The organism is Bacillus sp. FJAT-26390, from assembly GCF_001682865.1.
GTDB lineage: Bacteria > Bacillota > Bacilli > Paenibacillales > Paenibacillaceae > Pristimantibacillus.
Window position 1 is genome coordinate 61,444 of sequence record NZ_MAQX01000001.1, and the last position, 11,405, is coordinate 72,848.

At 48.6% G+C, this 11,405-nt stretch carries 10 protein-coding genes; 9 read left to right on the plus strand and 1 reads right to left on the minus strand.

Going from position 1 to position 11,405, the window contains the following annotated elements; all coding sequences use genetic code 11:
• Window positions 1-104 precede the first annotated feature (104 nt).
• The gene (locus A7975_RS00340; protein WP_053375232.1) at window positions 105-689 is read left to right on the plus strand and encodes a GNAT family N-acetyltransferase; all 585 of its coding nucleotides are present in this window, start codon (window positions 105-107) and stop codon (window positions 687-689) included.
• 118 nt (window positions 690-807) lie between these two features.
• Here the strand turns inward: A7975_RS00340 and A7975_RS00345 are convergent, their stop codons facing one another.
• Window positions 808-1,449 carry an NAD(P)-dependent oxidoreductase gene (locus A7975_RS00345; protein WP_065383800.1) on the minus strand — a complete coding sequence of 214 codons (642 nt, stop codon included), beginning with the start codon at window positions 1,447-1,449 and terminating at the stop codon, window positions 808-810.
• Window positions 1,450-1,592: 143 nt separating this feature from the next.
• Between A7975_RS00345 and A7975_RS00350 the strand changes: the two genes are divergently transcribed.
• The 8 genes from A7975_RS00350 to A7975_RS00385 all read left to right on the plus strand — a co-directional run bounded on the left by A7975_RS00350 (window position 1,593) and on the right by A7975_RS00385 (window position 11,363).
• Window positions 1,593-1,949, plus strand: coding sequence for a winged helix-turn-helix transcriptional regulator (locus A7975_RS00350; protein ID WP_053375234.1), 357 nt, complete (start codon window positions 1,593-1,595; stop codon window positions 1,947-1,949).
• 73 nt (window positions 1,950-2,022) lie between these two features.
• Window positions 2,023-2,421 (plus strand): VOC family protein, encoded by a 399-nt coding sequence (locus A7975_RS00355; RefSeq protein ID WP_053375235.1) that lies wholly within the window; start codon window positions 2,023-2,025, stop codon window positions 2,419-2,421.
• A gap of 245 nt (window positions 2,422-2,666) precedes the next feature.
• Window positions 2,667-4,475, plus strand: coding sequence for a sensor histidine kinase (locus A7975_RS00360; protein ID WP_065383801.1), 1,809 nt, complete (start codon window positions 2,667-2,669; stop codon window positions 4,473-4,475).
• Window positions 4,450-5,871, plus strand: a complete 1,422-nt coding sequence (locus A7975_RS00365; protein ID WP_065383802.1) for a response regulator transcription factor — start codon at window positions 4,450-4,452, stop codon at window positions 5,869-5,871. The genes A7975_RS00360 and A7975_RS00365 overlap by 26 nt, the downstream gene beginning before the upstream one ends.
• A gap of 184 nt (window positions 5,872-6,055) precedes the next feature.
• Entirely contained in the window at window positions 6,056-6,964 is a 909-nt protein-coding gene (locus tag A7975_RS00370) for an ABC transporter permease (protein WP_065383803.1), read from the plus strand.
• Window positions 6,964-7,887 (plus strand): carbohydrate ABC transporter permease, encoded by a 924-nt coding sequence (locus A7975_RS00375; protein ID WP_053375239.1) that lies wholly within the window; start codon window positions 6,964-6,966, stop codon window positions 7,885-7,887. Before A7975_RS00370 ends, A7975_RS00375 begins: the two co-directional genes overlap by 1 nt.
• 52 nt (window positions 7,888-7,939) lie before the next feature.
• Entirely contained in the window at window positions 7,940-9,580 is a 1,641-nt protein-coding gene (locus A7975_RS00380; protein WP_065383804.1) for a type 2 periplasmic-binding domain-containing protein, read from the plus strand.
• An 88-nt stretch (window positions 9,581-9,668) separates the two neighbouring features.
• Complete coding sequence (locus tag A7975_RS00385; RefSeq protein ID WP_065383805.1) at window positions 9,669-11,363, plus strand: alpha-1,3-galactosidase-related protein; 1,695 nt, start codon at window positions 9,669-9,671, stop codon at window positions 11,361-11,363.
• Window positions 11,364-11,405 lie beyond the last annotated feature (42 nt).

Consider the following 11,405-nt stretch of genomic DNA (forward strand, 5'->3'; position numbering starts at 1 on the left):
TATAATGACAACAATCTCACATATCCGGTAAAGAAGCAATACGGAATCAATCCCATGCCGGATTTAGGCTGATGTCCTAAAATATACAATCGGAGGTCAAGGTAATGACAACAGATACAATCGAATTGCAAGGAACTCGGGCCAAGCTGACCTTGCTAATGGAGCAGCATGCCGAGATGCTGCTTGAAGCGGCGAAGGATACCCCGATATGGGGCGTGTCATTGAAGGGAATTGTTACGTTGGCTGACGCGAAGCAGTACATTGGCCAAGCCAAAATAGAAGAGGCTGCGGGAACCTGCATCCCTTTTGTTATCTGGGATACGGCTCAGCAAAAAATCGTAGGAAGCACCCGCTTTTTCGATATATCAGCAGAGCATCGAGGCTTGGAAATCGGCTATACGTGGATGAATAGGGGCGTATGGCGGACAAGGGTGAATACCGAGTGCAAGTATTTGCTGCTGCGCGAAGCATTCGAGCAACGCAGCATGATCAGAGTGCAGCTAAAGGCGGATCTTCGCAATACAAGATCTCAAGCAGCCATCGAGCGCATTGGCGGGGTAAAAGAAGGGGTGCTGCGCAATCATCGCGTACTGAATGACGGCTATATTCGGGATACGGTGATGTACAGCATTACGAATCAGGAATGGCCAGCGGTCAAAGCAAAACTGGAGTCTTTTCTCTCCCAGTAGCGATGCGGCAAGCGCCTTTCTTTTGCAGAGCAGCCTCGAATCCGTCTACGAAATAGGAAAACCCGACCTGCATAGGTCGGGTTTTTTGAATGTTTTCGCTAGCCTAAGGCCATTTCAGTTATTCAGCTTCGCCAACAAGCGTAAATCTTTGGTTAACATGCTGCGGCTTTTCAATTTCATCCAAGACAGCGATCGCATAGTCAGCATAACTAACATAACTTTGACCCTTGCTATTTAAAATCACATGATCTAGTCCAAGCTTATAAGCACCCGTTCTTTTTCCTTCGGGGTCAAAAAATCCAGCAGGGCTAATATAAGTCCATGTAATCGAATCCGTATCTTGCAATTCCTCAAGTTGTTTCCCCGCATTAGAGGCAGTCGGATATACAAAGTCAGGGAACTCAGGCGTGTCCATTAGTTTTGTCGTTTTTTGCTCGTCGACAAACAGGCTTCCGGCTCCTCCCACAACGATTAATTTCGTATCCGGCGCATCTTTCAGCGCTTGGACCAGCGCTCTTCCGGATTCGATATAAAGATGCTCTTCTCCGTCCGGCGCTTTAAATGTGTTTACTACAATATCGAATGCTTTAAGATCCGACGATGTAAGGTCAAAAATATCTTTCTCAAGAACGTTAACGTCTTTTTCTGTCATTTTTGCGGCATTTCTTACGATGGCAGTTACTTCATGTCCTCTATTTAGAGCTTCTTTCATGATCAGGCTTCCAACTTTGCCGTTTGCGCCGATGATTCCTATTTTCATTTTTATTTCCTCCAATGGTTATTTGTAATTTGTATAATGAACCATGATCTTATATTATAATAGTAGCTGTATTTTTGTAAGTAGTCATGTTTTTATAACATAGTCATAAAAACAGAACCATTGGGAAGTAGGAGGGATTTATCATGGCTCGAACTTCGTTTCAGGGTGAAATTCCCGTAGAGCAAATTGAGGTTTGCCCGGTTACGGAAACTCAAAATGTAATTGCAGGCAAATGGAAAATTATTATTCTTTGGCACTTGAGACAAACAAGGAGATTTGGTGAGCTGCAAAGATTGGTTCCTGGAATATCCAAAGGAATACTGACCAATCAATTGAGGGAATTAGAAAAAGATCAAATGATTGCAAGGAAAGTGTTCCATGAGGTACCACCAAAAGTAGAATATTCGCTAACAAATGCAGGAAAAAGTTTTATACCCATATTAGAGAGTATGGGTGAGTGGGGCAAGAAATATGCAACAAGCAAAAAGAGCAATCGATAAGAAATATTTTGCTATCCGGTATGTTAAAATGATCTGAAACGGAGCAAGGAACCAAACGAGAAGAGGTGTAATAATGGGTGCTTTGGGGTCTATGAATGTCGATGTTATTACGTTGTTCGTTGAGGATCTGCAGGAATCAAAATCATTCTATCAACAGGTGTTCGGCCTTTCAGTCGTGTTTGAAGACGACAACTCTGCAGTATTCAATTTCGGCAATATGAGCATTAATTTGCTTAAAGTGGCTGAGGCGTGGGGGCTAATCGATCCCGGGGCGGTCGCAAAACGTGAGGACGGGGCGCGTTTCCAGTTCACTATCCGTGTGGATGATGTGGATGCCGTCTGCACCGAACTGAATACACGGGGAGTCGCCATTCTAAACGGTCCGATGAACCGGCCTTGGGGAGTTCGAACGGTAAGCTTTGCTGATCCGAGCGGACATATTTGGGAGATCGCGCAGGAATTAAATAAGTAGAAAATAGTATTGTACCTCGGAAGTCTTTCTATCCAGCATCTTATAAACAAAACGGCTTCGCCCCTACGGCGAAGCCGTCTTGCTTTGCGCCAAAAGAAGCTTGCAGCCCAATATTTCGCGTGCTTTATTTCAATTTTCCCTTTTCTGTGAGATATAAAAACGAGAGATTGCGCTTCTTGACTTGCTTCTGATTCGGCTTGATAATAAGCGATATGTTTATACTACTTCCTTGAGGATGGGTTTCAATGGCGTTTCTTAGAAGATTATCCATTCGATCGCAGCTGCTGATTTTAGCCGTCTCGACCGTGCTTGTCATCCTTGTTATCGTGTACCATACGTATTCGACGATGTCAGCAATGGTTACCCGCAACCATGAGGAATACGTGCAGCAGACGGTGTCTGAGATCAAGAGGAACGTTACCTCGAACAAAGACGTGCTCTTTCGTCTAATGCAAACGATTTCTTACAATGCGGACGTACAAACCTACCTTATCGAGCAGAACCCGATTACCCGTTTCGAAATGTTCAGAAAGCTGAATGTGATGATTTCCAACCAACGGGAGCTGAAGGACGGCATTTTGGACATCGTGATATCCGGCGACAACGGATTTTCGGTCGATATTAACGGGGGCAGCCCTTATGCCGCCGATCTGAAAAGCATGCTTCCCGGAAAGGTAAACGCTTACTATGCAGGCATGCAGCAATTTGGAACGCTGTACGGTTCAGCGACGGGACTTGTTTTTGCGACGACCATTTCTTACGTGCAGCAAGGCGAATCCTTTAACAAAAAGCTGGGAACGCTGTTTTTCATCGTGGACCCGAAGGCGCTGGTCGGAGAGAAGGATTACAACTCGAAGCAGACGAACACACAGATTTATTTGTTGGACCGCTCCAATAAGATTATAACGAGCAATACGTCGTCCGAGACCGGCGTCCAGGGTCCGGAGCTTAAGACGGAAGAAGCCGCTGGCGGCAACCAAAATGTGATATGGCAAGGGAAAAAGTATGTCTCCCAAACGGTTCGCATTCCCGATATGGACGCCAGCATCGTCAGCGTCGCGCCAAAAGACGAGCTGTTAAGGGACTTGCTTGTGCTGCGGAGGCAGGAGCTGATCATTTTGGCTGTCGGCTTATTGATCTTGGCGATCCCATTTACGGTCATCATCAACAATATTTTGCGGCCGCTCAAAAAAATGATTTTCTTCATGACCTCAGTTAGCCGCGAAGACAATCTGAAATTCAGCAAGCGCATCTCGCTGAAAGGTTATATGGAAATTAGCATGATGGCGGATGAATTCAACAGCATGCTGGATGAGATCGAAAGATTGTCCCATAAGCTGCTGGAGACGAATACGCGGCTTTACGGCACCGAGCTGGAGCGGCAGAAGTCGGAGCTTGCCTTTTTGCGAAGCCAGATCAATCCGCATTTCCTTTACAACACGCTTGAGGTCATTACCGGCATCGCCGCGGTTGAAGGACAAGATAAAATAAAAAAAATGACCCGCTCGCTGTCCAGCATTTTCCGCTATAGCGTCAAAGGCGCGGAGGCTATTGAACTCGGACAGGAAATTCAAATGATCAAATCTTACGTTCAAATTCAACAAATCCGGTTCACCGACAGGTTCACCGTCCATTATAGCTTTACGGATGAAGCATTGCGGCATATCGTTCCGAAAATGATTTTGCAGCCGTTAGTGGAAAACGCGGTATATCACGGCATCGAAACGACGCTGAGGCCATGCCGGCTGGAAATTGAAGGTTTCATAGACGAGGGCGGGGCGCTAATCGTGGACGTTAGGGATGACGGAGTCGGCATCGAAGCCGAGCGGCTGGAAGAAATCCGTCTTATGCTTAGCGAGCCGCGCTCCGGCTTCGACGATCCAGAGGGCTGGCAGAGCATCGGCCTTGTTAATGTCAACAACCGCATCCGCTTGATGTTTGGCGAGGAATACGGGATGCGCATAGACAGCACTGACGGCCAAGGAACGCATATCCGGTTAAGGATCGGACAACGGAGGGATTACACAAATGTACAAAGTATTGATCGTGGATGATGAGAGCTGGGTTATAGAGAGCCTAAAGGACTTGGTCAGCTGGGGGCAATACGGCTTCGAAGTCGTGGGCCAAGCCGCGAGCGGCGGCGAAGCGCTGGAATCGATTCGAGAGCTGAATCCCGATGTTGTGTTCACCGACATTCGAATGCCGGAGATGAATGGACTTGAGCTGATCAGGCGGGGTAAAACGATGGGGGGCGCCATTCGATTCGTCGTCGTGAGCGGCTACGCGGAGTTTGCTTACGCTCAGAAAGCGTTATCCTACGGGGCTGCCGCTTATTGCTTGAAGCCTTTCGACGAAATCGAGATCGGAGGCGTGCTCTTAAAGCTAAAGGAAACGCTGGACAACACTCGACCGATTCGAGAGGACATGATGCAGCTGCTTTTGGACGATTCGGGAGGGCGCAATCAGGAGAAGCTGCTTGGCATGCTGGAGGAGCAAGGCATTCTGAATTGGATCAAGCAGGGAATCGTTCCGGTCGTAGCGATCGGCCTGTCCGAACTTCCAATGCCCGCCGGCCGCGTCATTAAGCTTATTACCGGCACAGCCAAAACAGCCTATCTCATGAGTGAAGGGCAAGCGAAGGGATTGCTCGGCAAAGGAGCCGAGAACTGGCCGGAGGATCTGCTTGGAATAGGAATCGGAAATCCGCTAACGGACTGGAAGGATATTAGAAGCGCGATTGAAGAAGCGGACATTGCTGCCTATCAGTGCTTCATAGCGGGCAAGCCGGGCGTGTACACGCTTCCGCTCACGAGAGATGCGGAGTTAAAAGCCTTGATGGCAGAAATCCATACGGCGATCGGGAACAAAGACAGCAAGACTGTCCAGCTCAATCTGGACCGGATTGACGTTTTGTTCAGAGAAGGCGCCTTGACGATCCGGCATGCGTTCGAGGTCTATAACCTGACGATCTCGTTTCTGTTTGATCTTGGAAGGAAAGAGACTATTCTCTACAGCTACGAACAGCTAGTGCGCATGTTTGCGAACGTAAGCAAGATGATTGCGGAGCTGAAAACGCTAGCTGACCAATATGTGCTGCAAATGTCGGCTCATGCGCCTGAATCTAAAAATCAGACCTTTAACCCCATTTTGCAGTACGTCACGGAAAACTACAGGCGCGATTTATCCTTGCAGGATCTAGCCAATCAGTTTTTTATGAATCCAAGCTATATTAGCCAGCTGTTCAAAAAAGAGGTTGGCGAGACGTTCACCGCCTACGTAGCAAGGCTGCGCGTCGCGCAAGCCTGCGAGCTGCTGGAGCGGGGCAACAGCACGGTACAGGACATTGCGGAGAAAATCGGGTACCGCGATTATTTCTATTTTACGCGCTTATTCAAGAAACTGACGGGTCAGACGCCGACGCAATACCGCGAATCGCATCACCGCGATTGATACCATGCATTTATTTTAGATGTTTATGGATTTATTTTAGAAAACCTCCGTTCGGAGGTTTTCTTTTTTTTGTTAGCGATTTCATTTTCAATAGATTTCAATAAATCCAGTGTATACCTGAGCAGGCGAAAGGAGCGGATAATAAAGGCTATCAAAAGAAGTTAACGCTTACAGGAGGGAAGTTATGAGAACTGCGCTAAGGAAGGAAATTTACAAAAGCAAATATTTATACATTCTACTCCTTCCAACGTTGCTCTATTTCGTCATTTTTCAGTATTTGCCGATGTACGGTGTTCTGCTTGCCTTTAAGGATTACCACATTCGCGACGGCATACTGAACAGTCCATGGAACGGCTTGCAAAACTTTCAAGAGGTTATTGGGCAGAGCGATTTTTGGAGGGCCTTCTGGAATACGATCATCATCAGCGTAGGCCGCATCGCGCTGGAGTTTCCGGCGGCGATCATTCTGGCGCTATTGATCAATGAGGTATCGAGACAGAAGCTTAAAAAACTGTATCAAACGGTCTATACGTTTCCCCATTTTATTTCATGGGTAATTGTAAGCGGCATCATGTTCAATTTTCTAAGCAACGACGGGGTGCTTAACCAGATTCTTGCCTCTTTCGGAATGGAGAAAATGTCATTTCTAACGAATCCCGATTTTTTTAGGCCGATTGTGTTCCTTTCGAACATATGGAAGGAGATCGGCTGGAGCGCCATTATCTATCTGGCGGCGATTGCCGGAATCAATCCGGAGCTTTACGAAGCGGCTCACGTTGATGGAGCCAACCGGTTCCAGCAGCTTCGGGCGATTACATGGCCTTCCATTCGTGGTACGGCGGGGATTCTGCTTATACTGGCGGTCGGAAGCACGATGAACGGCGGCTTTGAGCAAATTTTCAACCTGTACAATGCGGCCGTATACAGTACGGGCGATATTATCGACACGTATGTGTACCGATCAACCTTTGCGGAAGGAAGCAGCTTTGGCGTATCGACGGCAGTTGGCCTGTTTAAAGCGATTCTAAACTTTGCTTTGCTGTACTCCGCGAACTTCTTCGTCAAAAAATTAGGGGAGGATGGTCTGGTTTAATGGATACGATCAAACAAACTAAGATGGAACCGCTGACGCCCTCCGTCAAAAAAAAGAAAAAATTCAGCATCGCAGATTTGATCATTCATTTGATTCTTATTTTTCTGACCGTATGCACAATCTTTCCGTTCTACAACGTGCTGCTTATGTCATTCAGCAATTCGGTCGCTATTTCCAAGCAGGTCGTGTACTTGATTCCGACCACCTTCGATATATCGGCTTACAGCTATATTTTCAACGAACCGCGGTTTTTGAAGGCGTTTCTCGTGACGCTGTTTGTCACGGTCGTCGGAACAAGCGTCAATCTGATCGTGACGTTAACCGGCTCCTATGCGCTTTCCAGAGGCAGCTTTCCGGGCCGCAAAATCGTCATGTCGGGCATCATTTTCACCATGTTCTTCAACGGCGGGCTCATTCCGTTTTACCTGACGATGAAAAACCTGCATTTGATTAACAACCTGTTTGTCATGGTTCTTCCCGTTGCGGTCAACACGTTTTATTTGATCATCTGTATCTCGTTTTTCCGGGGGCTGCCGGCCGGGCTCGAGGAGTCAGCCAAAATCGACGGCGCCAACGACATTCAAATTTTGTACAAAATCGTCCTGCCGATTTCCATGCCGATGGTCGCGACCATTACGTTGTTTTATGCGGTGGACCGGTGGAATGAATGGTGGCACGGGGTGCTGTTCATGACCGATATCAACCTGCTTCCGCTCCAAGCGCTGCTGCGGGAATTGTTGACCAATTACCAGCAGGTATTATCCAGTATTTCGACGAACATCATCGTTCAAAATACGGGACTCCATCCTGAAATGCTCAAAATGGCCGTGCTGGTCGTGAGCGTACTGCCGATCGTGTGCTTGTACCCTTTCATACAAAAATATTTTGCGAAAGGCGTTATGATCGGCTCCATAAAAGGATAATAGAAGCAAAGCCGCTTTTATTATAGAATACCAACATAAGGGGACATGAGAAATGAAAAGAATGAAGCTTTTTGCATCAATCGGTTTATCGGCAGTTCTCATTGCAACGATGCTTTCCGGTTGCGGAAGCAACAAGCCGGACGTTAATTCGTCCATTGCTCCTGCTGTAGATGGGAACTCGGACAACCCGTATGCAGAGCATATGGATATCTCGCTTTCCTGGTGGGGCATTGGCGTCGGCTTCCAGCCTCATGACGAAGTGATGCAGAAGATCGAGAAAGATTTTAACGTCACACTGAAAGCGGTCGATATTGGCTGGGACAATTACAAAGAGAAATCCCAGGTATGGGCGGCTGCGGGACAATTGCCGGACATCATAACGCACAGCATTACAAGCGATACGCCAGCCGTATACAATGAGTGGGTGAGCCAAGAGCTGATCCATGCGTTGCCGGAGGATATGAGCAGCTACCCGAATTTGAAAAAAGTGTTTGAAATCGACGGGGTAGACGGCATCAAAAGGGACGGCAAGCTGTACGCCATTCCTCGCATGACGTTCCCAACCGATGATATGTGGGCGGTATGGGCCGTTGACGGTGCGGTATTCGTCCGCAAAGACTGGATGGAGAAGCTCGGCATCTCCGACCCGGAAAACTTCGATCAGTTCAACGAAATGCTGAAAGCGTTTGTTTCGCAGGATCCGGACGGCAACAACAAGAACGATACGACCGGTATCGTGATGAATACGTTTGGCTACTTCAAAAACGTATTTGCGGCAACCTTCCCTGAATTCGGCAACAAAGGCTGGTTGAAGGAAGACGGCAAGTGGATTCCGTTCTACGCTTCATCGAAAATGGACGAGGTGCTGCGCCAAGCTCGCACGCTTTACAAAGAAAAAGGTTTGGATCCAGACTTTGCCGTAGCCAAAGCCGGCGAAAGCAATCAAAAATTTTATCAGAACAAAGCAGGTGCGCTTGCCTTTACGACGAACAGTGTATACGGTGCATCCGGCGTGAAAGCAGAGTGGGAGAAAAACAATCCGGGCGAGAAATTTTTTGACCATGTTAAAATTATGCACCCTTGGGCAGACGCAAACGGCGTGAAATACCGCAATGTCAACAGCGCATGGTGGTCGGAGAGCATGATCAACGCCGACGTCGACGACAAGAAGCTCGACCGCATTTTGCGGATTTACGATTGGCTTCTGTCCCCTGCAGGCAAGGAACTGTTTGACTACGGCATCGAAGGCAAAGACTTCACAAAAGACAGCGCAGGCAAAGTGACGATTACCCGTCCAAAAGACGGCGACCAATTCATCGACTTGAAAAAGTATTATCCTTCAATGGATATCATTTCCCAGCTTGCTGCATGGCGTAACGCTGCCATTCTTGAAGACAATGACGCCAACAGAGCCGCATTCGGCGACGAGTCGGTCCAATTTGTTCAAGACGAGCTGAAATGGATGAAGGACAATACAGAGCCGATTCCGACCGCGTTCGAAATCGCAACGATGAGCACGCCAGCCAAAGACAAGCTGTCGGCAATCAAATTCGATGATGACTTCACGCGCGTCATTCTAAGCAATGACGATCCGGTTAAGATGTGGAAAGAGGTTTTGAAAGGCTATGACGGCAAAGGGCTTCAGCAAGCAATTGAAGAAGTTACGGCCGAAATGGCAAAATTCAATAAGTAAGAATGAGTCTAAAAACCGTATAACGGATGCTCCGCCAGCAATTGGGCGGAGCTTTCCGTGTATCGTGGGAGAGGGGAAGCTATAGCTTATGTCAGCAGTGAAGCAAAATGAGGTTAAAACATTGTTATTCAGTGCGTTTGGCGGGATTCCGGGTACGGGAGAGGACGCCACACCAGCGATGCAGCGGGCGATGGAAGCCGTCTCTGAAGCGGGAGGTCCCGCAAAGCTGGTCGTGACTCCGGGGCGCTATGATTTTTATGCGGCTTCCGCAACAAAGGCGGCTTATGCCATTACGAATACGGCAAGCGAGACGGAAAACCCGAATCCCGTAAAGACGATCGCGATTTATTTGAAGAACTTGGCTGATTTCACGCTTGAAGGGGGAGACGCGCTTTTTGTCTTTCATGATAAGATGACCTTGCTTGTGATCGAAGCCAGCGAGCGGATCGAGATCCGCAATTTGCGCATGGATTATGCTTGGCCGACCGTTGCAGAAATGTCGATTGAGAAAATAGGAAGCGCCTACATCGATATCGTTGTCCACTCCGACTCGCGTTATGAAATCCACGGGGAGAAGCTCTTTTGGATCGGCGAAGGCTGGCGCTTTCACGAAGGCCCGATGCAAGCGTGCGACACCGATCGCAACACGACTTGGCGCATCGACAACGTGATTGAGCAGGCTTTGCGCGCCGAAGAGCTGCAGCCCGGAAAGCTCAGGCTTCATTACGCGCAGGTTCCCGATTTGGCCGAAGGATGGGTTCTTCAAGCAAGGGACGGCATTCGCGATCAGGTAGGCGCGTTTATTCATCAAAGCAGGGATATTCGATTGGAGCGCGTAGCCATGCACTTTATGCATGGGCTCGGAATAGTGGGGCAATTCAGCGAAAATATAACGTTAAGGGAATTGAATCTTTCCCCGCGCAAGGAAACGGGACGGACGGTTGCCGCCTTCGCGGATTTTGTCCATTTGTCGGGCTGCAAAGGGAAAATTTCGGTAACGAAAAGCCATTTCGCCGGAGCGCATGACGATGCGATCAACGTTCACGGCACCTATTTGCAGCTCGTCGGCATACCTTCCGCCCATGAAGCCATTGTCCGGTTCATGCACCCGCAAACCTTTGGTTTCTCGGCGTTCCATGCCGGGGATGACATTCATTTTGTCCGGTCACATTCACTTACTTCCTATGGCGGCAACCGGGTCAAAGAAGCAAAGCTGGTCAATCCCCGCGAGATGCTGCTGACGCTCGAAAAACCGGTACCGGCAAGCGCCAAGCTGGGCGACGTTGTCGAGAACATCACCTGGACGCCGGAGGTTGAAATTACGGACAATTATTTTGCCCGAATTCCGACAAGAGGCGTTCTGGTCACCACGCCCCGGCATGCCGTCATTAAGCGGAACGTGTTCGAGAGGATGCGGATGAGCGCCGTCCTCGTATCAGGTGACGCCGTGTCCTGGTATGAATCCGGCGCGGTGAAGGATTTGACCGTAGAGGGCAATCGTTTCGTGGAATGCGGCAACGCGGAGCTGCCTGTCATTTCCATCTTGCCGGAAAACGAGGAGATCGATTTGGAAGCTCCCGTTCATTTTGGCATTCGAATTGTCGATAACAGCTTTGAGATGGGTGAAGCCCGGGTGATGGAGGCCAAGAGCACGCGTGGGCTGGTGTTCCAAAACAATACGATTCAGTCCGCCATAGGAACGCTCCGTGCAGAGGATGCCATACGCCTTACGGCATGCAGCGAAGCAGAAACCTCGGATAATCGGTTCGTAACCCGCGGTTGAGCCCGGATTGACGCCTGCTTTTACAAATATGATAAAACAGAG

Bases quoted from the DNA above. Each gene is read 5' to 3' on its own strand.
- A7975_RS00385 (WP_065383805.1), top strand. From the start codon at position 9,669: ATGTCAGCAGTGAAGCAAAATGAGGTTAAAACATTGTTATTCAGTGCG.
- A7975_RS00345 (WP_065383800.1), bottom strand. From the start codon at position 1,449: ATGAAAATAGGAATCATCGGCGCAAACGGCAAAGTTGGAAGCCTGATC.
- A7975_RS00350 (WP_053375234.1), top strand. From the start codon at position 1,593: ATGGCTCGAACTTCGTTTCAGGGTGAAATTCCCGTAGAGCAAATTGAG.
- A7975_RS00375 (WP_053375239.1), top strand. From the start codon at position 6,964: ATGGATACGATCAAACAAACTAAGATGGAACCGCTGACGCCCTCCGTC.
- A7975_RS00355 (WP_053375235.1), top strand. From the start codon at position 2,023: ATGGGTGCTTTGGGGTCTATGAATGTCGATGTTATTACGTTGTTCGTT.
- A7975_RS00360 (WP_065383801.1), top strand. From the start codon at position 2,667: ATGGCGTTTCTTAGAAGATTATCCATTCGATCGCAGCTGCTGATTTTA.
- A7975_RS00365 (WP_065383802.1), top strand. From the start codon at position 4,450: ATGTACAAAGTATTGATCGTGGATGATGAGAGCTGGGTTATAGAGAGC.
- A7975_RS00380 (WP_065383804.1), top strand. From the start codon at position 7,940: ATGAAAAGAATGAAGCTTTTTGCATCAATCGGTTTATCGGCAGTTCTC.
- A7975_RS00340 (WP_053375232.1), top strand. From the start codon at position 105: ATGACAACAGATACAATCGAATTGCAAGGAACTCGGGCCAAGCTGACC.
- A7975_RS00370 (WP_065383803.1), top strand. From the start codon at position 6,056: ATGAGAACTGCGCTAAGGAAGGAAATTTACAAAAGCAAATATTTATAC.